The organism is Leuconostoc citreum (assembly GCF_007954785.1).
Taxonomy (GTDB): domain Bacteria; phylum Bacillota; class Bacilli; order Lactobacillales; family Lactobacillaceae; genus Leuconostoc; species Leuconostoc citreum.
The window spans coordinates 1,482,501-1,505,025 of sequence record NZ_CP042410.1 but is presented as its reverse complement, the minus strand read 5'-3'; the positions used below and the strand labels follow the sequence as shown (position 1 = coordinate 1,505,025).

Annotated in this window: 21 protein-coding genes, 1 rRNA gene and 1 riboswitch (1 of these 23 running past the window's edge); of the genes, 15 read left to right on the top strand and 7 right to left on the bottom strand. The window is 39.8% G+C overall.

The window, feature by feature from the left end:
• Window positions 1-7 precede the first annotated feature (7 nt).
• Together FGL72_RS07475 and FGL72_RS07470 are read right to left on the bottom strand one after the other, a co-directional pair.
• Window positions 8-370 carry a DUF1634 domain-containing protein gene (locus FGL72_RS07475; protein WP_004905871.1) on the bottom strand — a complete coding sequence of 121 codons (363 nt, stop codon included), beginning with the start codon at window positions 368-370 and terminating at the stop codon, window positions 8-10.
• Window positions 371-381: 11 nt separating this feature from the next.
• Window positions 382-1,209: a sulfite exporter TauE/SafE family protein gene (locus FGL72_RS07470; RefSeq protein WP_371862928.1), complete on the bottom strand. Its 828-nt coding sequence runs from the start codon at window positions 1,207-1,209 to the stop codon at window positions 382-384.
• Between the two features lie 118 nt (window positions 1,210-1,327).
• Between FGL72_RS07470 and FGL72_RS07465 the strand changes: the two genes are divergently transcribed.
• The 9 genes from FGL72_RS07465 to FGL72_RS07425 all read left to right on the top strand — a co-directional run bounded on the left by FGL72_RS07465 (window position 1,328) and on the right by FGL72_RS07425 (window position 9,688).
• Window positions 1,328-1,984, top strand: coding sequence for a phospholipid phosphatase (locus tag FGL72_RS07465; RefSeq protein ID WP_085699325.1), 657 nt, complete (start codon window positions 1,328-1,330; stop codon window positions 1,982-1,984).
• A gap of 17 nt (window positions 1,985-2,001) precedes the next feature.
• Window positions 2,002-2,170: riboswitch (Lysine riboswitch) on the top strand.
• A 75-nt stretch (window positions 2,171-2,245) separates the two neighbouring features.
• Window positions 2,246-3,685, top strand: coding sequence for an amino acid permease (locus FGL72_RS07460; RefSeq protein ID WP_085699323.1), 1,440 nt, complete (start codon window positions 2,246-2,248; stop codon window positions 3,683-3,685).
• A gap of 142 nt (window positions 3,686-3,827) precedes the next feature.
• A complete protein-coding gene (locus FGL72_RS07455; protein ID WP_004899507.1) occupies window positions 3,828-4,049 on the top strand; it encodes a DUF1146 family protein in 222 nt (73 codons plus the stop codon).
• Window positions 4,050-4,147: 98 nt separating this feature from the next.
• Window positions 4,148-5,140, top strand: coding sequence for a rod shape-determining protein (mreB, locus tag FGL72_RS07450; RefSeq protein ID WP_004899505.1), 993 nt, complete (start codon window positions 4,148-4,150; stop codon window positions 5,138-5,140).
• Window position 5,141: 1 nt separating this feature from the next.
• Window positions 5,142-5,351, top strand: a complete 210-nt coding sequence (locus FGL72_RS07445; protein ID WP_004899504.1) for a DUF2969 family protein — start codon at window positions 5,142-5,144, stop codon at window positions 5,349-5,351.
• Window positions 5,352-5,417: 66 nt separating this feature from the next.
• Window positions 5,418-6,638, top strand: a complete 1,221-nt coding sequence (locus FGL72_RS07440) for an FtsW/RodA/SpoVE family cell cycle protein (RefSeq protein ID WP_085699321.1) — start codon at window positions 5,418-5,420, stop codon at window positions 6,636-6,638.
• Entirely contained in the window at window positions 6,638-7,627 is a 990-nt protein-coding gene (locus tag FGL72_RS07435; RefSeq protein WP_085699319.1) for a DUF2785 domain-containing protein, read from the top strand. The genes FGL72_RS07440 and FGL72_RS07435 overlap by 1 nt, the downstream gene beginning before the upstream one ends.
• A gap of 61 nt (window positions 7,628-7,688) precedes the next feature.
• Entirely contained in the window at window positions 7,689-8,822 is a 1,134-nt protein-coding gene (locus tag FGL72_RS07430) for a D-alanine--D-alanine ligase family protein (RefSeq protein ID WP_085699317.1), read from the top strand.
• Complete coding sequence (locus FGL72_RS07425) at window positions 8,822-9,688, top strand: helix-turn-helix domain-containing protein (RefSeq protein ID WP_004899498.1); 867 nt, start codon at window positions 8,822-8,824, stop codon at window positions 9,686-9,688. Before FGL72_RS07430 ends, FGL72_RS07425 begins: the two co-directional genes overlap by 1 nt.
• 53 nt (window positions 9,689-9,741) lie before the next feature.
• Here FGL72_RS07425 and FGL72_RS07420 read toward each other — a convergent pair whose 3' ends face one another.
• From FGL72_RS07420 to rpsD, 4 genes are all read right to left on the bottom strand, one after another.
• Entirely contained in the window at window positions 9,742-10,185 is a 444-nt protein-coding gene (locus FGL72_RS07420) for a universal stress protein (RefSeq protein ID WP_004903778.1), read from the bottom strand.
• A gap of 382 nt (window positions 10,186-10,567) precedes the next feature.
• Window positions 10,568-11,854, bottom strand: coding sequence for a replication-associated recombination protein A (locus FGL72_RS07410; RefSeq protein ID WP_004909224.1), 1,287 nt, complete (start codon window positions 11,852-11,854; stop codon window positions 10,568-10,570).
• 85 nt (window positions 11,855-11,939) lie between these two features.
• A complete protein-coding gene (locus tag FGL72_RS07405) occupies window positions 11,940-12,311 on the bottom strand; it encodes a DUF1694 domain-containing protein (RefSeq protein WP_085699315.1) in 372 nt (123 codons plus the stop codon).
• A 116-nt stretch (window positions 12,312-12,427) separates the two neighbouring features.
• On the bottom strand, window positions 12,428-13,039 hold the full coding sequence (gene rpsD, locus FGL72_RS07400; RefSeq protein WP_004903771.1) for a 30S ribosomal protein S4: 612 nt from the start codon (window positions 13,037-13,039) through the stop codon (window positions 12,428-12,430).
• A gap of 313 nt (window positions 13,040-13,352) precedes the next feature.
• On the opposite strand from rpsD, the gene ezrA reads away from it, so the two are divergent.
• Window positions 13,353-15,065, top strand: coding sequence for a septation ring formation regulator EzrA (gene ezrA, locus FGL72_RS07395; RefSeq protein ID WP_146992882.1), 1,713 nt, complete (start codon window positions 13,353-13,355; stop codon window positions 15,063-15,065).
• Window positions 15,066-15,131: 66 nt separating this feature from the next.
• Here the strand turns inward: ezrA and FGL72_RS07390 are convergent, their stop codons facing one another.
• The gene (locus FGL72_RS07390; RefSeq protein WP_085699311.1) at window positions 15,132-16,532 is read right to left on the bottom strand and encodes an APC family permease; all 1,401 of its coding nucleotides are present in this window, start codon (window positions 16,530-16,532) and stop codon (window positions 15,132-15,134) included.
• A 120-nt stretch (window positions 16,533-16,652) separates the two neighbouring features.
• Here FGL72_RS07390 and FGL72_RS07385 point away from each other — a divergent pair, with 120 nt between their 5' ends.
• The 5 genes from FGL72_RS07385 to FGL72_RS07365 form a co-directional block, all read left to right on the top strand.
• Entirely contained in the window at window positions 16,653-17,243 is a 591-nt protein-coding gene (locus FGL72_RS07385) for a nucleoside/nucleotide kinase family protein (RefSeq protein ID WP_004903765.1), read from the top strand.
• Between the two features lie 308 nt (window positions 17,244-17,551).
• Window positions 17,552-18,736 (top strand): aminotransferase class I/II-fold pyridoxal phosphate-dependent enzyme, encoded by a 1,185-nt coding sequence (locus tag FGL72_RS07380; RefSeq protein ID WP_004905851.1) that lies wholly within the window; start codon window positions 17,552-17,554, stop codon window positions 18,734-18,736.
• Window positions 18,737-18,740: 4 nt separating this feature from the next.
• The gene (locus FGL72_RS07375; protein ID WP_085699309.1) at window positions 18,741-19,733 is read left to right on the top strand and encodes a D-2-hydroxyacid dehydrogenase; all 993 of its coding nucleotides are present in this window, start codon (window positions 18,741-18,743) and stop codon (window positions 19,731-19,733) included.
• Between the two features lie 62 nt (window positions 19,734-19,795).
• Window positions 19,796-20,845: a PTS sugar transporter subunit IIC gene (locus FGL72_RS07370; RefSeq protein WP_004905848.1), complete on the top strand. Its 1,050-nt coding sequence runs from the start codon at window positions 19,796-19,798 to the stop codon at window positions 20,843-20,845.
• Window positions 20,846-21,391: 546 nt separating this feature from the next.
• Window positions 21,392-22,525, top strand: a 16S ribosomal RNA gene (locus FGL72_RS07365); it runs 416 nt beyond the window's last position.

Sequence of the window (22,525 nt, the reverse complement as noted above, 5' to 3'; positions counted from 1 at the left end):
CTGGTAGTTAATTTTGGCCAATAAACATGGCAAGCATGAGGATGAAAAGAACAATTGTGGTGATTGTAACATATTGCCAATCTTTTATTGTATAAAAGGCATAAATAGAGGCTAACACGCGTAAGATAGGCGTTAAAATCAATAACAACAAGCCAAACATCATGATGGCGCCGGGTTTGAGTTGCACAGCAGCAACAATTAATGTATTGAATTGCTGTGGCCAATGATTACCTGATAGGCCGGTTTGTGCATTTGATAAGAGATAATATACAAAGCCAACCAGCATAATACTAACTGATATGACGACACCAATACGCAGGGTGACGCCAATTTGACGCTCAATATTTTTTTCTTTTTGTTTATCAAACATTGCTGTACTCCTTAATACAATGTTATGTTACAGGCCTTTAATAATAACTGGATACCAGCTAAACCAACAACCGGAATAAACAATTGGCGTAAGTGTCGTGTGGAGACATGGGGCATCATTCTTGCGCCAATGGTTGCGCCAACAATAATGCCTAGTGCTATTGGGACAGCAATATCAGCTCGGATAGTACCGTTGAAAAAGTAAACCAAGGCACTAGCAGAGGCAGTGACACCCATCATTAAATTAGAAGTCGCACTGGAAGGCTTGAGTGGCATTTTCATGACAGAATCCATGGCAAAAACTTTAAACATACCAGAACCAATGCCTAACAAGCCAGACGCTAGGCCGGCCCACAACATAATCAGTGACCCCAAAAAAACATTTTCAACATGATAATCAATTTGCTTGCCGAGCGCTTTATCATAATAAGAAGCATTGAGTTGTAACTTGTGTGCCAGTTGGTTTGGCTTAGCCACCGTCTCAGATACTTGCTTGCCATATAATTTGCGCCACATACGAAAAGCCTGATACATTAGTAGGATACCAAAGAAAAAATTCAACCAAATTGGCGCAAAAAAGCCGGCAAAAATAGCACCCAGCAAGGCGCCGACAGTTGTAAATATTTCCAGAAACATGGCTGTGCGGATATTGAGTAAATCATCCTTTAAATAAGCAATAGATGCGCCAGAAGAGGTTGCAATGACTGCGACAATACTAGCACCGATTGCATAATGAATGGGTAGATTAAAACCAATGACTAAAATTGGTGTGACAACAATCCCACCGCCTAGTCCGAGTAAGGCACCCAAAATTCCGGCAAAAACGCCAACAGATAACATGATGATAATCGCTATAGATAAAGACACCTTTATGATACCGTCACTTAATTATTTTTTATTGTGTACATTGTATATAATGGTACAATTACTGTGATAAATAAACAAGAGAGTTAATGAAATGTTAATCCAGCCAGACAGATTAAGAAAATTATTGATTGTTGTTTTTAGTGTGTTGTTCTTAGTGTTAGCTATACAAGTCCGCTTTGACATGTTGTTCGTCCACGTATTAGATAATGGTGGCACATTAGTGATACAAAATTTGTTACCACATGCCTTGGCAATTTGGGTAGCTTTGGGTGGCCTTTTTGCCCATTATTGGGTCATTGTCCTATTGAGCATAGGGTTAGCGTTATTTTTCAAGGCTATTAACTATCAAATTGCGATGTGGTGGTTTCTCATCACACAGTTTGCTGTGTTGCTATTAACAGGCGTATTATCACTTATACTCCAAGTCTATTGGTCAAATGGTTTAAAAATTGGGCCGATGATGCCGGATTTATTACTTGTTTGGTGGCTACAATTTTTGGCTGTGATTGTGGCTATCATTTTACCCAGAGTGTGCCAACACCAAAGAACACGTGTCATTATCACAACAGTTACTGTTGTGATCTGGTTACTGATCTTGTTAGCACGTATGAAGTTTGCTGACATGCCACTGTCAAGTGGTATGGGTGCTTTATTCTTTGGTTATTTTTGGTGGCAATTGAGTGAACAACAATATCGTAAACGAGCCCAGCATTGGCGTTCTGTGTTGAAAATTGACACACAAATCTAAAGATGATATGATATTCAAGTTATCAAAGAGGTTGCAACCAACATGATTAGCGCAAATGAGTTCGCCAAGAACTGTGACTTTGCGTCAAAGGGGCGGTTGCCGAAATATCATTTAAGGCAGAATGATATTGGGCTAACAACTAATACTTGTTAGACTGTCACAGTAATGTGGTGTGCTTTGAAAAGTTACGATACAATGACTTTTTAAACCTCTTTCTATATAAGAAAGGGGCTTTTTATTTGCCCCGACAGGGAGATTTTTATGGCAGAACATAATGGTGAAATTAAACGTAATCTGAAGACGCGTCATGTGTCAATGATTGCGTTAGGTGGTTCAATAGGGACAGGGTTGTTCGTTGCTTCTGGGGCAACCGTGGCACAGGCTGGGCCATTCGGTGCGATTGTTGCTTATCTAGCAATTGGTGTAATGGTTTATTTTTTAATGACAAGTTTGGGAGAAATGGCAACATATTCACCTACATCAGGGTCATTTTCAGATTACGCAGGAAAATACGTTGATCCAGCATTGGGATTTGCTATGGGATGGAATTATTGGTTCAACTGGGCGATTACGCTAGCAGTTGATATTGTGGCGGTTGGTCTAGTATCGAAATTTTGGTTTCCGCATACACCGGCATGGATATTTTCTGCAGTCGCATTAATTCTTATCTTTTTAATCAATTTATTCTCTGTGGGTGCTTTTGGTGAAGCTGAGTTTTGGTTATCAATGATTAAGGTGATTACAATTATTGCCTTTCTGATTGTTGGTGTAGCAACTATTTTTGGTGTGATTCACTCAGATGTTAATGTGATGAAAAATCTTTCTGTTGGTAACCATGGTTTTGTTGGCGGACCACAGGCTGTATTATCAGTGTTTGTAGTGGCAGGTTTTTCCTTTCAAGGTACGGAGTTAATCGGGATTACGGCTGGTGAGGCACAAGATCCTGATAAGTCAGTTCCCAAGGCGATTAATCAAGTATTTTGGCGTATTTTGCTATTTTATATTTTAGCAATTTTTGTTATTTCAGCATTAGTTTATTATCAAGATCCGCGCTTACTCAGCTCATCAACGGAAAATGTGGCTGTGTCGCCTTTCACGATTGTCTTTAAAAATGCCGGAATTGCCTTTGCCGCTAGTTTAATGAATGCGGTTATTTTGACATCGATTGTCTCTTCAGCTAACTCGGGCTCATATGCCTCAACACGAATGTTGTACGCTATGGCACGTAAGGGGGAGGCACCTAAGATTTTTGCCAAAGTTTCGACACGTGGTGTACCGGTGTTTGCCTTGCTATTGACGACAGTTATCGGATTATTAGCGTTTATTTCAAATACAAAAGGTGGTTCTGTTGCCTACACATGGTTGGTAAATGCTTCTGGGTTAACTGGCTTCATTGCTTGGGTTGGCATCGCCATTTCACATTATCGTTTCCGTAGGGCTTATGTGGCCCAAGGAAAAGATTTAAAAGCTTTGAAATATAAAGCGAAGTGGTTCCCGTTTGGCCCACTATTTGCGCTTGTGATTTCAATCGGGGTGATTATCGGTCAAGATCCAGGTAGTTTTACGCATTTGAATTGGGAAAAAATAGCTGTTACTTATCTCTCTGTACCGCTATTTGTCATTTTGTACTTTGGTTACAAAATAAGATATAAAACAAAAATGATTAAATTAGAGGCGGTTGATTTAAAACAACATCGCTAATGTCTTAAAGCCAGTATATGACTGGTTTTTTTATTGCTTTATTTTGTCAAGCGATGTTGTATTAGAATTTCAGTCATACGACTGCTATAATGGAACCACGAATAAATCAGTCGATAAGGTATCTGCCAATCAGGAGGACAAAATGGGACCTTTATTTATGTTATGTATCAACTTACTAGCGACGTATTTTGTTTTTTGGACGATTCGGCCGATTAACTTTGCTAAATTCATGCCCTACACACCAAAACAAGCGACTTTTTTAAAGGTTTTATTGTCAATTGCTATTGGTTATTTGGTAGCTAGTTTCTTTATTGCTATGACAAATTGGGTTGTTGCTTTGCCAAGTTCACTATTGGGAAAATAACAAAAAAGGGAACAAATTATGGTATAATTGACTAGATTATGTAGATAATTTGGTACATTTGTGCCCCTTTATAAAAATAAAAATGCTGGAGAATAAACATGGCAAAAGATATTGGCATTGACTTGGGAACAGCCAATGTTCTCATTTATGTAGAAGGTAAGGGCATCGTTTTGAATGAACCTTCTGTTGTTGCAGTAGATGATAAAACAGATCGTGTGTTGGCCGTTGGCTCGGAAGCTTATCGAATGGTTGGGCGTACACCGGGCAACATACGCGCCGTGCGTCCTTTGAAAGACGGTGTGATTTCTGATTTTGATGTTACTGAAGCAATGCTAACCTACTTCGTTGACAAATTAAATGTTAAGGGCTTCATGTCTAAGCCTAACATTATGATTTGCGCACCAACAAATATTACTGAAATCGAACGAAAAGCAATTATTCAAGCTGCTGAAAAAGCTGGGGGCGCTAAAGTCTACTTAGAATACGAACCAAAGGTTGCGGCTGTCGGTGCAGGATTAGATATTTTCAAACCAATCGGATCGATGGTAATTGATATGGGTGGTGGTACATCAGATATCGCCGTCCTCTCACTTGGCGATATTGTTGTGTCTGAGTCAATTCGTATTGCCGGTGACAAGATGAATTTTGATATTGTTGGTTACTTAAAGCGCCGTCACAATTTAATTGTCGGAGAGCGTACGGCTGAAACTATTAAAATTCAGATTGGTTCAGCGTTGCCTGTCGATGAACCTTTGACAATGGAAGTCCGCGGTCGTGATAATTTTGAAGGTATGCCAAAAACTATTACGATTAACTCAAACGAAGTCGAAGAGGCATTACACGATACGCTACAACAAATTGTCCGTGCTGCACACTCTGTCTTAGCAAAGTTGCCACCTGAATTAGCAGCTGACATTATTGATCGCGGTATCATGTTAACTGGTGGTGGCGCACTTTTGCACGGCATGGATCAATTGCTTTCTGATGCGCTAGAGGTGCCTGTCGTTGTCTCTGATTCACCACTTGATAATGTTGCTAAGGGTGCCGGGGCATTATTAGAACATATGAAATCAAGCCATAAGGGATTATAAAATGCGAAAAAAAAATCAAAATTTTAATGTTGAGCTAATCGATAACGATGGTCAGACACAAGTATTGATTGACAATAAACAAATTGGGTATGTTATAGCAAGTGACCGTGGCTTCTCAGGTTATTTTGGTAAGCAAGCTGTTATTAATCAAGCAAAAACACAAGATGAAGCAATACAAGCTGTTTTATCCAGTTTTAATCTCTATCAGTAAAATAGTTAAAAAAGCCCTTATCATCTTTTGTGATAAGGGCTTGTACATAGGTGAGGGGACATCAATATGCAAAATATACCATCACGCCAAATCAGTAACCGAACGTCAGGTTCAGAACTTGATTGGGGTATTATTTTATCGTTACTGCTACTCATGATTATTGGTTTGAGTTCAATTTTCCAAGCGTCGTTACACGCACAGTATGGCACAATGCAGTTAGCACTGCGTACCACAATTGTACAAGGCGCCTTCTGGATTATTGGTGCGATTATTATCGCTTTTTTGTTGCGATTTGATGCATCACAGTTATGGCGATTAGCACCAATCGCTTATGGTCTGGGTATATTTCTATTAATTGCTGTGCTTATTTTCTATGATCGTTCAATGGCAGCTTCTACAGGTGCCAAATCATGGTTTGTCTTTGGCCCTGTGTCTTTTCAGCCGACTGAAGTGGTTAAACCTGCTTTCATTTTAATGCTTAGTCGTGTTGTGGTACAACATAATCGCCTGTATGAACACCATAATGTTAAATCTGATGCAATCTTGTTAGGTAAGATGGCGTTATGTTTTCTACCAATCGCTGTGCTTATTTTATTACAGCCTGATTTGGGAACGTTACTAGTTTTTATTGCTATTTTAGGTGGTGTTGCTTTAGTTTCGGGCGTAACTTGGCGGATTTTAGCTCCTGTAATAGCGTTAGCATCGACGATAGGCGCGACACTTTTGGCACTCGTTCTTTCACCCACAGGAAAAGTTATTTTGGATGCCCTTGGCTTCAAGTTATACCAATTTGATCGTATTCAGACATGGTTGCATCCCGATCAAGACACTTCTTCAAAGGGTTATCAAACATATCAAAGCTTGAAAGCAATTGGTTCGGGACAGTTAACGGGGCAGGGTTTTGGCCATCTCAAAGTTTATGTGCCAGTCAGAGAGTCCGATATGATATTTTCGGTTATTGGTGAAAGTTTTGGTTTCGTTGGTGGCACGTTGTTAATTGTATTATACTTTGCCTTAATCTATCGGTTAATTAGAGCAACATTTAGGGCACAAAATGCGTTTTATGCCTATATTGCAACAGGCGTTGTCATGATGGTTGTCTTTCACGTTTTTGAAAACATCGGTATGAGTATTGGTTTGTTACCGTTAACGGGTATTCCACTACCATTTATTTCACAAGGTGGTTCTTCTCTTTTGGGTAATATGATTGGTGTCGGGCTGATTTTAACCATTGGTTACCAACAGCAAAACACAACCTTTACGGAATCGACAGGTTTTTCAGTTTAATGGATAAATTAGAAAATTTACGCACACAATTTATAGCCATACAGCAAAAGACACGTGTAGGTGATATATTTCAGTCAATCGGCGAGGTGCTTAGCGACACTTTAACTCAAGTTAAAGTTCAGCCAAAAACGCCAGTTCAGTTACCAGAAAATGGTGACGATGCATTGGCAAAAATGAAAGCCTACAGTCAACGCTTAGATAATCACAGAAGTGGTGATGGTTTAGATATGGTTTCAGATGCAGATTTGCATTTAGCAGCAGCACAATTAGCGAATCCATTGCCAAAGTATCGTGATACTGGTGCGTTCTTTTTTCTAAGTGATGTGATACAAAATGACTTATTATCTGATGAGCAAATGCGGTGGCTGACATCGTACTTGATTAGTGATGATGTGCTATTTTCACACATTTTCGAACCAAATAATGCGGCAATTTATCAACGCTCTTTTAGTATCTTAGTGTTGTCATTATTACTTTTTACACAAAGAACCAAGTCAGCTTTTATGGCGCCACAGCAGTTGGCAATTGTCATTAACCAAATTGCTTTGTACGTTGCAATAGAACGTGATACGCGTGGCTTTATTGGCACGAATGGTTGGGCACACGCCTTTACTCACATAGGCAATGCAGTTGCTGAGATACTCATGATGCCACAGTTACTGCGAGCAGACAAGCTATTTTTACTAGCAAGTATGCTGGCTGGTTATCGTGAATTGCAGCAGCCTCTCAATATGGGTGAAACAGAGAGACTGGTTGAAGTGACCATGTATAGCGCTAATGCGCACCCTTTGTACCATGATTATATTTTATTAACACTTAAATTATGGCGCAAAGATCTGGTTACCCGTCAGCCACCACAAAATGAGGGTCGGTGGCATCAAATGTACAATCGCGCGCGCTTCTTTAATGCCATTATTTTACGAGGCAAGGATAATGTGCCTGAAAAAATATTTAACTATGTTTCCGAGACACGAGACTTTCTGACATAATAGGGTATTTCTTGATTAATATTACTTTGTTTTGATATAATAAAATTTGGAGTGAAAGAAAATGACAAAAAAACATGTTGCTTTAATATTCGGTGGAAATTCTTCAGAACACGATGTTTCTAAACGTTCAGCACAAAACTTTTATGATGCTATTTTAGCGACAGGCAAATATCGTATAACGGTTTTTGCTATTGCCCAAAATGGTTATGTGCTTGATCCAGAAAGATCAAAGCGCATTTTGGCTTTGGAAGATGAAAGGCCAATTGTTGCAGACTATATGACGACAGTTGATCAGCAAGACCCATTAAGCCGTATCAATGCTTTGCGTGCGGCTGGTGATTTTGATATTTTCTTCCCTGTTGTTCATGGTAACTTAGGCGAAGATGGCACATTACAAGGGTTGTTCAAGTTGCTCAACAAGCCATATGTTGGGGCACCTTTGCGCGGTCATGCCGTTAGTTTTGATAAAGTATTAACCAAAGAATTATTAACTGTTAATAATATTCGCAATACAAAATACATTGTGGTTGATGAAAAGACAGCAAAAACATTAACTTGGGCGCAAGTTGTGAAAGACCTTGGTGACGTTGTCTTTGTTAAAGCGGCTAATCAAGGCTCATCCGTTGGCGTATCACGTGCTAAAACGGCAGATGAGTTTGAGGCTGCATTAACGGACTCATTCCAGTACGATTATAAAGTATTGATTGAAGCGGCTGTCAAGGGGCCACGTGAACTTGAAGTTGGTGTGATTGGGAACGAAGCCCCTATTGTGTCTGAAATAGGTGCCCATCATGTACCAAATCAAGGCGATGGCGATGCATGGTACGATTACAATAATAAATTCGTTGATAATTCAAGTGTGCAGTTTGAAATTCCAGCTAATCTGCCAGATGCTGTTACTGCTGAAGTAAAAGATATGGCTTTAAAAGCTTATAAAGTACTCGATTTAAGAGGTGAAGCACGTATGGACTTCTTATTAGATGAGAATAATGTACCATATCTTGGCGAACCAAACACCTTACCTGGTTTTACAAACATGTCACTATTTAAGCGCCTGTGGGATTATTCAGATATAGATAATGTTGAGTTAGTCGATAAATTGATTGATTATGGCTTTGCTGAATTTGAAAAGAATGCACAATTAAGTTATGAATTTGTTAGTCTAGGTGAAGAAAAAATAGGGAAGTTTAACTAATGGTAAAAAACAATAGAAACGATAGTTTTGATGGTAAGGCAATTCGCGCGGCGCGAAAGAAAATGCATTTATCGCAAGTAGAGTTAGCAGAAGGCATTACAACACAAGCCACCATTTCTCTTGTTGAAAATCAAAATCGTGTACCAAACGCTGATGTTTTATTGGCGATACTCGATCGTTTAAATTTAGATATTTCTGAATTTGTTTCGGGTGACTTTTTAACACAAAAAGCCAAAGAATTACTTGGCAAAGTTGTGTTAGAAATGAAACATGATGCCTTGTCCGAGTTTGCTGAGTTTGAAAAAGCTTTAAGTCAAAATGCACCAACGCTACAAGCTTATTATATTTTAAAAGCTGCAGATGCTTGTCACAATAAAAAAGACTTTGCTGAAGTCGTACACTATGCTGACCTGGCAGTTGATACCAGAACACCATCATTAGGTGATTTTTATACATTCTATGCTTACCGTCAAATGGGCACCAACTATTACTTGCAAGGTGATATTGAAGCAGCGAAGGAAAAATTTGAGTACGCATTTGAACTAGAACCTAATTTGTTGACTGCGGGTGATATGGAATTCCATGGTGCATTACAAGGCCGGCAATATTATGCTGAATTTTTGATTGCACAGAATGAATTGGATAAGGCAGCTGATTTGTTGACTGAGGGGTTAGAAATTTTACGTAAGCGGGTTGATCTATTCTGGGTGCCTGACTTGAGTGAATTATTAGCACAAGTTGAAGAAAAGCGTGGTAATCACGAAGCTGCACAAAAACAGATTCATTATGCTCATGTTGCTGCCTATTTGTCAAATTGCCAAAAAGCAGAAGCACGTTTAGCTCAGTTGGATACAATTAAGTTCTAAAAAAAGGTCTCACATTGTGTGAGACCTTTTTTTTAGAGCTTAATTAATCAAAATTAACCACGTACGACTAGTACGTCAACTTTTGCTGTACGCGTGACAAATTCTGTTACTGATCCAATAACAAGACGCTCAACAGCGTTCAAACCAGTTGCACCGATAACGATGATATCAGCACTAACTTCATTTGGGACTTCTTTAGCGATTAGTGTTTTAGGTGAGCCATACTCAATGAGATAGTCCACATTCTTGACACCCGCATCAAGCGCTTGCTGCTTGTACTTTTCAAGACTCTTACGTGTTTCATCTGATACAGCTTCAACCATAGTATCATCAAAGCTAGCCACATTTTGAAATGCGCGTGTATCAATGACATTTAAGATTGACAAAACACCGCTTTCACCGGCGTCGTTGGCTAACTCAATGGCACGTACAAGTGCAGCTTCTGATTCTTTTGAACCATCCATTGGTACTAAAATCTTGTTGTAGTTTGCTGTCATGATCGTTCTCCTTAAGTCTGTTTATACACTAAGTATAACGCTTACATTGAAAAAATAATAGTCTTTTTCAATTTTTGCAATCATTCTTTCAAAAAAAGCGCTCACATGATGTGAACGCACGGGTTAAACCCGGAATACTCTTGATACCGTTAATCGCTACGCAGATTTTCCTCGAATTTATCGAGGTGGATGGTTCATCAAGATTGTCAGATTACCAAATGAGAAGGCAGATCTTCTAAGTCAAGAATTCCCAACCGAAATATAAAGGTTGTAAGGAAAAAGCTGATAATGTAGCAATGCGTATATCTGAGTAATTCATAATATATTATAACGCAAAAATTCGGGTATCACTAGTCTTGACAAAATGAAAAGCAGCAGTGTGTCAGGAGTCTAATCCGTCACGCTGAGATTTTTTTAATGTTTGATAAACGTCGCTGAACGCTTTTTCAATTTTTGAATTACCTTTAGGACTAAAATACTGTGTCTGGCTAATTTTTTCTGGTAAATATTGTTGTGGAACCCAATCATTGTCAAAATCATGAGGATAGATATAACCTTTGCCATGACCGAGTTCAGCGGCACCTTTGTAATGTGAATCCCTAAGATGATCTGGCACATCACCTGTTTTACCGGATTGGATGTCGCTAAGTGCCTTATCAATGGCTAAATAAGCAGCGTTGGATTTAGGTGATAACGCTAATTCTATAATGGCATTGGCTAAGGGAATGCGTGCTTCTGGCAAGCCAAGTGATTGAGCAGATTGGATAGCTGTGACAGCATGTTGCACAGCAGTGGGGTTGGCCAAACCAATATCTTCATAAGCGATAACAGTTAATCGCCGAGTTAAGATAGGTAAATCACCAGACTCTATGATACGTGCAGCGTAGTGCAATGCAGCATCTGTATCAGATCCCCGAATTGATTTTTGCAAAGCAGATATCACGTCATAATGCGCATCACCATCTTTATCAGCAAACATCGCCTTTCGCTGAACAGTTTCTTCAATGACTGGTAACGTAATGTGAATTGTCTTATCTTTTGCTGTTGGTGTGGATAAAACAGCCAATTCTAAACCATTGAGTGCACTACGCAAATCACCATTTGTTGCTTGTGCCAAATGATTCATTGCGTCATCTGTTAGCGTCACTTTATATTTGCCTAAACCATGTGTGTCATCTTTTAATGCACGATGGACTGCACTTTTAATGTCATCTTCAGTTAAAGGCGTCACTTGGAAAATTTGTGTTCGTGAGCGTATTGCTGGCGTGACGTTGATATAAGGATTTTCAGTAGTTGCACCAATTAAAATAATGGCGCCTGATTCCAGATGTGGTAATAAAAAATCTTGTTTTACTTTGTTTAAACGATGAATTTCATCTAGTAACAAGACAACAGTACCAGACATTTTAGCCTCTTCAGCAACAATCTGTAAGTCTTTTTGACTATCTGTTGCGGCATTTAGCACACGAAAAGCATATTTAGATGAACCGGCGATTGCTGAAGCAATTGATGTTTTTCCTGTTCCTGGGGGGCCGTATAAAATCATTGAACTTAAGCGTTTAGCAGCCACCATACGCCAAATGATTTTACCAGAGCCAACAAGATGCTGTTGGCCAACAATGTCTTCAATTTTATTTGGGCGCATACGATAAGCAAGTGGTTGCTGCATAGTCATTTTTCATATTGAGTAAACAAGTTGAAGTCTATGATTGACATGCTTCAAGATAGTTTCTCAAATGCCTTTCTTTAGTGAACTAGTCTAGATAAATAGTATTGACGTTGACAGCTGTATCCGCTGCCAGTAAAACGGCAATCGGGTCGGTTACTTGATTTTTAACAGTAACATCAGATAACACAGTAAATGGATGATGTGTTTTGGTTGCTAAACTGACAAATGTTGGAAAATTATCAGTGGTGAGGGTTTGGTCAATTAAGACTTTTCCGGTTGAATGTTTGGTTAATATCTTTTCAAATTGAGACTGGATAGTTTTATCGGTTAGCTGAGATACTTTTATTGCTGCAATGACACGTTCACGAAAAGTACCCAAGTATCGACGTTGTTCGTCGGGGTTGATTTTAGGCTGACCACCTAATTGTTCTTGTTGCAGGCGTTCATTGATATCCATAGATTTTTATTCTCCGATACGTTGTAGTACTTCTATTATACGTTATGATTAAATAACATGACAAACAAAAAACGCCACCCAAAGGTGACGTTTCAACCAGAATCAGATTAAGTATATTAACCCAAACGGTTGTAGTATTCGACGATCAAAGCTTCGTTAAGGTCGGCATCTAATTCTTCACGTTCAGGTAAGCGAACGAGTGATCCTTCAAGCTTTTCAGCATCAAATGATACGAATTGTGGACGTGCAACAACTGATTCAACAGCAGCTTGGATAGGTACAATGTTTTTTGACTTATCGCGTACTGAAACAACTTGACCAGGGGTAACGTTGTATGATGGAATATCAACACGCTTACCATCGACCATGATGTGACCATGGTTAACCAACTGACGTGCTTGTTGACGTGTTGTTGCAAAACCAAGTCGATAAACAAGTGAATCCAAACGTTGCTCCAACAAGATCATAAAGTTAGTACCGTGAGTACCTTTACGAATCTTACCCGCCTTGTTAAACAAAGCGTGGAATTGACGTTCTGTCAAACCGTAAGTAAAACGCAACTTTTGCTTTTCGCGCAACTGCATACCATATTCAGAAATCTTAGCGCGGCGTCCGGCACCGTGATCGCCAGGCGCGTATGCGCGACGTGACAATTCTTTACCAGTACCTGACAATGAAACACCCAAGCGACGTGAAATGCGCCACTTTGGACCTGTATAACGTGACATGTATATGTCCTCCAAAATGTATTTTGTCGTACATTTGAGGGTAAGTACCAGATGCGTGCAGCGCCTAACTTGACGTTTCTCAGAACCAGTAGCTATGGCCTTACTAACGATTTGGGGCGTTGTTGACGCGCTTCTTTACTTACTGCTACTCAATTAACAACTTCTTTTAATAATAACAGAAACTAGACAGCATAGCAAGTTATTAAGAAAAGTGTAAACGAGTTGAGATTTGGCAAAAAAGACAGTCTGTTACTGTATAACCAAGGCACAGCGTGTTAGAATTGGGTTATCAATAAAAATGGGATAAAAACACATGAATTTAACTATATTAGCTATTATTTTAGGTATCGTTATTATTGCTTACATAGCAATTTTTGCGATGCAACGAACTACAATTAAAAAAGTCAATGTTTTCAAGCTCAGAAAAGAACAGCTAGCGTCTTTGAAGGTACGCGAGGAGTTAGTTGAAGGGCGGAAGTTATCATTAACTGGACAGTCCTTAAAAGAGTATCAGAATCTTGAAAGACAGTTTAACGACGTTAAAAACAATAAGTTCTTAAAAATTGATCAACAGGCTAATTTAGTATTATTTGAAGCACGGGGTATTAATTTTATTAAAACGCGTCATGAATTGGCACGTTTGGAGGCGATGGTCAACGAAACGGAACAAACAATCAGTGATGTCCGAAAAGGGTTAACCGAGCTCAAAAAAATTAATGAAGCGCATCGTGAAGCAATCAATGATTTAAAGAAAAAATATGACGACTTGCGCAAACGATTATTAGCTGAAAACTTCAAATTTGGGCCAGCAAACGCAGGGTTAGATAAGTTTTTGTCACAACTAGAAGCCGACTATGATGAATTCACACGTTTAACTGAAGATGGGGATCACGTAACAGCATCCGATATATACGAACAGCTAGCCATGGAAACCACACAAATGGAAAACATGATGGCAGACATCCCAGACCTGTTTGATAAAGTAGATAGGGTCTACGTTGAGCAACTCAATGAATTGTCACAGGGGCATTCTGATTTAGTTGCGCAAGGTTACGTTTTTCCAAACGATACAATTAATCAGGAGCTTAATGCTATTGATGACCAACGTCAGCAAGTATTAAAGTTGCTCAGTGAATTAAAGTTAAAAGAAGTTTCAGAACAAAATGGTTATATCGAAAGACGAATTGAGACACTCTACGATATGATGGAAACTGAAATGACGGCGCGTCAGCAAGTAACTAAACACGCGGACCAACTATCATCAGATTTGTTGCGGTTACGTGAGCAAAATAGTACATTGGCGATTGAATTAGATCGCTTAGGCCAAAGTTTCCAATTCAACAATAGAGAAATTGAAATGCGCCGGACGCTTTTAGAACAAATTAATGCGGCTGAAGAACAAGTTAACCATAATGATGATTTGCTCGAATCTTCAGAAATGTCCTTTAGTGAATTACAGGCTAAGCAAGAAAAGTTACTGGCACATGTTTCTGAAATAGAGGCACAACAAATAGAGATTTGGGATAAAATTTCTGGACTTGAAAAAGCGCAGCGTTCTGCAAGACAATTTGGTGGACAATACCAACAAGATATTGAAAACATCAAGCATGCTGTTGAACGTATGAACTTACCCGGACTACCTGCCAGTTATTTGGAGTATTTCTTTGCAGTATCGAATGAGCTGGAGAGATTAGCCAAATCACTACAAGCGACATTGGTTAACATGGACGAAGTTCAAAGACAGCTTAATATTGTTTCAGCAGACATCGATACCTTGAAAGAAAAAACTGATAAAATTGTTGATCAAGCTAATTTAACTGAGCAGTTACTTCAATATGCTAATCGTTATCGCGCTACTAATGAGCGGGTGGCAGCTGCGAGTGAGCAGGCGCGCATGTTTTACGAGCGTGATTATAACTTTGATAAGGCGATGGATGTTTTGGGACCGGCACTTGATAGTGTGGAACCTGGTGTCTACGAAAAGTTAGTAGATGCCTATATGCGTCGTAAAACGCCACTATTATAAATAAACTGAGTTTGATATATATTAAAAGGCCACCCGATTTAAGTCAGGTGGCCTTTTAATATGCATTCATGATAGTTTTGAATGGCGCATACCATATATGAAGTACCATGCAACGCCGATAAGTACCCAGATACTAAATAGTTCTAAAGTATCGATTGGTAACTTAGTAATGAGATATAGACTAATTATCCCAGCGATGAATGGGATAACAGGATAACCAGGTACTTTAAAACCGTCATGAGCCAAATCTTGACGTCGGCGTAGAATCAGTACGCCAAAGTTAATGAATGTGAAAGCCAGTAATGTACCAGCATTAATCAGACTCGCTAGGGTATTTAAAGGAATTAGACCAGCAAATATAGCCTCAATCACAACTGCCACAAGCAAAGCGTTAACGGGTAGTCTTGAACTTTTTGAAATTTTACCAAGTGAACGTGGGAGCAAGCCGTCACGACCAAAGGAATAAGTTAGTCTGGAAGAAGCATATATCAAAGCGAGAATAGCCGTAAACATACCAACCAAAGCACCAACTGTAATCACAACAGCAAATTGCGTCTGATGAATAGCCTGTAGAGCAAAAGCAGCAGGGTCATCAACACCTAGTTGCTTATAGTTAACAATACCAGTTAACACGATTGAAAATAGGACATATAGTAAAGCAGAAATTAAAACTGTGCCAACAATGCCGCGTACCATTGTTTTTTGTGGGTTTTTCACTTCGGCAGCGTGTGCGGCAATTGTGTCGAAACCAAGGAAAGCAAAAATGATACTTGCAGTTGCTGACATAATACCATTTAAACCAAGTGGTCCAGTGTGAAATTCTTTCGGATAGAATGGGACATAGTTTGTATGCTTAATGAAAAATGAACCACCAATAATAAACAAACCAAGGATGGCTACTTTTAAAATGACGGCGCCATTTTCAATCTTCTTTGAAGCGTTAAGACCACGAGATAAAATCGCGGTAACAAGGAGAATGATCATAACCGCAAATAAATTCACGATGCCGCCTTCCATTGGGCCAGCCAGTAACGACTTTGGCATATGAACACCAAAGGTTAAGAGCAGGTTATTGAGATAGGCTGAAAAACCAGTAGCAATGGCAGAGACGGCTAAAAAGTATTCTAATATTAAGGACCAGCCAAGTAACCAGCCAATAATTTCACCGTAAATGACGCTACCATATGAGTAGGCTGATCCAGCAACTGGCATAGCTGAAGAAAATTCAGCAAATGACATGCCAGATAAGCCAGAGTATATAGCCGCAATAAGAAAAGCAATAGATACCGCTGGGCCGGCATGTTGAGCAGCTTCATGGCCGGGCAAAATAAATATTCCAGTCCCAATCACAGTCCCAACACCAAGGCCTATGAGATCACGTGTGGTTAATATTCGTGACATATGAGAATCGGCTTGCATATAATTATCAATAGATTCTCGTTTAAATGCTCTCGCAAAGATAGACATGATGTTTCTCCCATATTATTTTAATTTAAACATAACTATTATTTTAGCAATTTCATAGGCGAATGTCTAACTTTGCTCTTGCAGATACGTTACAATAGAAAAGATAAGGAATAAGATTATATGAAAGATAACAAAGTATTTGTCATCACTGGTGCGACAGGTGTTGGCAAAACCACAATTGCCCGCTATTTACAAGAAAATTATCGTATGCCTCGTGTGATTACACATACAACACGTCGACCAAGAGAACGTGAAGTGAATGGTATTGCCTACTACTTTGAAACGGATGATTCTTTTGAGAATAATCATTATTTAGAACGTGTGACCTATGCAGGGGCTAAATACGGTTCGTCGTATGAAGGACTAGACCGTGCATGGCAGAAAAGCCAATATATTACCATTGTCTTGGATACAGCTGGTGCAATTACTTATGCACAAGAATTGGGATCACGGGCGATTATTATTTTTGTGACGGTAACTAGTCCGTCTGTTTTGGTCGACCGCGTGCAAGTGCGAGGGGATGATCCACATGCTGTCAAACAACGTGTTGCCTCACCTGAATTTTTGAGAGATATGAAGTTGCCGCAGAATCTCAAGGGGAGAGCGTATGAATTAGTGAACGATGACTGGTCAAAGACAAAAACAAGACTAGATTTACTTGTGACAGATATAATGCATGGTCGTCGTTTGCCCAAAAAACAATTAGAATAAAAAGTTGACGTATTTTATAACTTGACATTTTGATTAAGAAAGATTATTATTATCTCATAATAAAATTAAGGTTTTTTAACAAATGACAAATAAAGCAACACAAATTAAAATGCGATTTTACTTTTGGTATTTCGGGTAGTAGCCGTTTACCAAAAGCATTTTGTTGTGGTATTCGGATAATCAACGGTTCGAATGCTAAAGTAAACACAGTTATTGGCTGGTGTAAACGCACATTCGGAATCGACCGAGTGTGCGTTTTTGTTAGAAATCATTAGCAGGATTTAGGAAGCAGAATTTAGGAGAAAAATATGCCCAAAGCAAAGCCATCATTATTAAGCTCATTTAATAACCGTTTAGATTTAGTAAAACCAAGTGCTATACGAGCATTTGATAATGAAGTCAGTGCGATTCCTGATATTTTGAAATTAACTTTAGGGGAGCCAGATTTTAATGTGCCTGAGCATATTAAGGCCGCCGCCATTCATTCGATAACAGCCAATGATTCACATTATTCAGCATCTAATGGGACAATCGCATTGAGAAAAGCCGCTGCCAATTTCTTGGCAGACCGTTATCAACTCGATTATCATGCAGAAAATGAAATTATTGTCACTGTCGGTGCAACTGAAGCGATATATACCGTGTTAACATCGCTACTCAACGTGGGTGATAAAGTCCTATTACCAACACCCATTTTTCCATTATATATACCCGTTACCATTGTCGGTGGTGGTGAACCTGTGTTTATTGATACATCAACGAATAACTTTGTTTTAAGTCCAGAAATGTTAACAGCAGCCATTGCAGAACATGGCGATAAAATCAAGGCAATTGTATTGAATTTCCCTTCTAATCCAACTGGTGTAACCTACACTGCAGATGAAATCAAAGCACTTGCTGACGTCTTACGAGACACTAACATTGTGGTTATTTCGGATGAAATATACTCTGAACTTACCTATGATGAAAAGCATGTATCAATGGCTCAATATCTTCCCGAACAGACAATTTTACTCAATGGTGTCTCAAAATCTCATGCGATGACCGGTTATCGTATTGGTTTCTTGGCAGGACCTGCTGAATTGGTGGCAAAATTGGGCTTGATTCATCAGTTCACGATTACAACGGCAACAAATTCTGCTATGGCTGCTGCGGCTGAAGCTTTAAGTACAGAAGCTGGTCGCCAAGATACATTAGATATGAAAAAAGCTTACCAAGCACGACGAGATTTTGTCTATCAAACAATGATATCGCTAGGTTTTGTAGTGCCAAAGCCAGCAGGTGCATTCTATATCTTTGCTAAAATTCCAGCCGGTTATCTGCAAGACGATGTTGCATTTGCCAGAGATTTAGCCCAGAAAGATAAGTTGGCAGTTGTACCTGGTTCTGCTTTTGGTCCTGGTGGTGAGGGCTATATTCGTATCAGTTATGCTGCATCAATGGCACAACTAAAAGAAGCTATGGCACGTTTATCAGCCTATATGGCACGGTGAATATATGACAAAAATTTTGATGACGAGTGTACGATCTGATGAAGAACCTAGTATTAAAACCTATGCTAAAGCGCACAATCTACAAATTGATATGGTACGCGAAGAATTTCATCCCGGACAGCATGATAATTTATCAGAGTACAATGGCTTAATTGTTCAGCAGACTGCTAATATTGGTGGTGATGAAGCATTCTACCAGTCATTAGTTCATCAAGGCTTAAAACAAATAACGACTCGTACTGCCGGTGTTGATATGATTCCGGTTACACTTGCTAAACGTGCTGGTTTAAAAATTACAAACGTGCCGAAATATTCACCTAGATCAGTTGCAGAGCTCGCCTTGACACAAATATTTCAATTACTGCGACGGACTTGGGCCTTTGAACAACGTATGAATCAGAATGATTTTCGCTGGGCTGGTTTGCAGGCGAGAGAGATTCACACCATTACTGTGGGTATTATAGGTGCTGGACGCATTGGTGGGACGTTAGCTAAGCTCCTACATTTACTTGGTGCTAAAGTGATTGCCTACGATGTCAAGCCACAAGAATGTTTAAAAAAGTATCTGACATACGTTTCTAAAGCAACATTATTGGCTCAAAGTGATGTCATTAGTGTGCATGTTGATTTAAATGATAGTACGGTTGGTTTACTCCAAGCGGTTGATTTTAATCAAATGAAAATAGGTAGCTTGTTTTTGAACATGTCACGTGGGGATGTGGTTAACACAGAGGCCCTCATTGCGGCGTTGCTTTCAGGTAAAATACCAGCGGCTGCCTTAGATACTGTAACTGGTGAGTCACTCGTTTTTAACCGTGATTTAAGGCAACAAGGCATTGATAACTCACAAATCAGACAATTAATGGCGATGCCAAACGTGTTACTCACACCACATATTGCTTTTTTTACAAATATTGCAGTAGACAATATGGTTAATACGGCGTTGGATGATGTTTTAGCGATTATATCAGGTCATCAGGCTGTTAACGAAATATAAGCAATCAGTAGCTTTACACTGGCGACACAATTTTAGAATGAAAAGGACAATGGACATAGGGTATGGCTCAAAGTGATCGCAAACGCGTTAAAAAATTTATTGTGGATGTCTTAAATGGCACGAGCTTAGGGATTGTTATTACCTTAATACCTAGTGCGCTAGTGAGTCAATTTTTGCTACTGTTCCCTACTAGTGTTGTGGCATTGAAAGTTGGTTTCATGACAACGCTGGTACAGAGTGCGTTACCAATTGTTTCAGGTTTTGCAGTTGGCCAAATTAGGAAAATGTCGGCAATTGATTCAGGGGCGATTGCCCTGGCTATGTTTGTGTCTTCTGGGGTGGTTATACAATCACAAAAAAGTATGGTGATTAGTGGTACTGGCGTTATTTTAAATATCATTCTAGTGGCTATTTTGGCGACTGGACTGGCGCAATTAACGCAAGTTACCTTTGGCCATCTTAAGATACTCATCCAGCCACTTTTTTTGGTCTTAGTAGCCGGTGGCATTGGGTTGTTTACGTTATCACCTTTGCGGCAAGTTCAAGTGTGGATAGGCACTGGCGTTGCTTATGCAACAGACTTTACACCCATTATTATGGGCGCTTTGCTAGGCGCCGCATTCGCCTTTCTAATTGTTTCACCATTATCTTCAGTCGGTATTGCGACTGCAATTGGATTAACAGGTGTCGGATCGGGTGCAGCAAATGCTGGTATTGTCGTTGCAAGTTTCACGTTAGCTGCAATGGGTGCTAGTGTTAATCCATTAGGTGGGACACTAGCGCATTTCATTGGGTCGCCTAAAATACAGATGGCTAATATGTTAACAAAGCCCAAACTTTTTCTGCCAACTACAATCGGGGCAGCAATAATGGGTGCAATAGCAACAATGTTTGATATTAAGGGGACGGCATTTTCAGCTGGCTTTGGTTTCTCTGGCCTCATTGGACCATTAACAGCCTATAACCTATCAAATAAAACAGTGGGCGCTATAATTGCTATTTTAGTGACTTTTATCATTTTTCCAATTACGATTGCTGTCATTTTGCGCTGGATTTTCATTGTTAAACTAAGATGGATTCAACCAGAAGACTTACGATTAACATTACAGTAACTACAAAAACGAAAATTATCAAAATAAAGACATGCCTCACAGGCAGAAAGCGAACGAGGCAAGGGGAAATCAAGAGGATAAGGAAGATAAAACGAAGAGTAAAAACAAAGTAAAGGAAGTAGTTGACGAGGGGGGAAAAGGTTGGTATATTAGTATATGTTCTTAAGAGCGAAAGAGAGCAACGGTGTGAGCGAGTGAAAAAGAACGCGAGCAAGTAGTTGACAAAGCGAGAAGAATAAAGTATAGTAATAAAGTTGTCAAAAAGCGAAAGCGATGCGAGCGAAAGTAAGCGACGAAATAAAGTGTTGACAACGGCAGCGAAAGCTGATAAGATAATATAGTTGTCTCAGCGACAACAAGTAGCACATTGAAAACTGAACAAAACTTTGAACAAACGAATCTGTGACTAGTTATTAGCAGTAATAACAAAAACAAATTTGCGAAGTCAATTCGTAACAAACAATAAACGGATAGTCGTTATAGAGATATAGCAATTAGTCAGTTTAATCGAAGAGTACATCTTCAAACAATGAATTTAAATTCATTTAAATTGAGAGTTTGATCCTGGCTCAGGATGAACGCTGGCGGCGTGCCTAATACATGCAAGTCGAACGCGCAGCGAGAGGTGCTTGCACCTTTCAAGCGAGTGGCGAACGGGTGAGTAACACGTGGATAACCTGCCTCAAGGCTGGGGATAACATTTGGAAACAGATGCTAATACCGAATAAAACTTAGTATCGCATGATATAAAGTTAAAAGGCGCTACGGCGTCACCTAGAGATGGATCCGCGGTGCATTAGTTAGTTGGTGGGGTAAAGGCTTACCAAGACAATGATGCATAGCCGAGTTGAGAGACTGATCGGCCACATTGGGACTGAGACACGGCCCAAACTCCTACGGGAGGCTGCAGTAGGGAATCTTCCACAATGGGCGCAAGCCTGATGGAGCAACGCCGCGTGTGTGATGAAGGCTTTCGGGTCGTAAAGCACTGTTGTATGGGAAGAAATGCTAAAATAGGGAATGATTTTAGTTTGACGGTACCATACCAGAAAGGGACGGCTAAATACGTGCCAGCAGCCGCGGTAATACGTATGTCCCGAGCGTTATCCGGATTTATTGGGCGTAAAGCGAGCGCAGACGGTTGATTAAGTCTGATGTGAAAGCCCGGAGCTCAACTCCGGAATGGCATTGGAAACTGGTTAACTTGAGTGTTGTAGAGGTAAGTGGAACTCCATGTGTAGCGGTGGAATGCGTAGATATATGGAAGAACACCAGTGGCGAAGGCGGCTTACTGGACAACAACTGACGTTGAGGCTCGAAAGTGTGGGTAGCAAACAGGATTAGATACCCTGGTAGTCCACACCGTAAACGATGAATACTAGGTGTTAGGAGGTTTCCGCCTCTTAGTGCCGAAGCTAACGCATTAAGTATTCCGCCTGGGGAGTACGACCGCAAGGTTGAAACTCAAAGGAATTGACGGGGACCCGCACAAGCGGTGGAGCATGTGGTTTAATTCGAAGCAACGCGAAGAACCTTACCAGGTCTTGACATCCTTTGAAGCTTTTAGAGATAGAAGTGTTCTCTTCGGAGACAAAGTGACAGGTGGTGCATGGTCGTCGTCAGCTCGTGTCGTGAGATGTTGGGTTAAGTCCCGCAACGAGCGCAACCCTTATTGTTAGT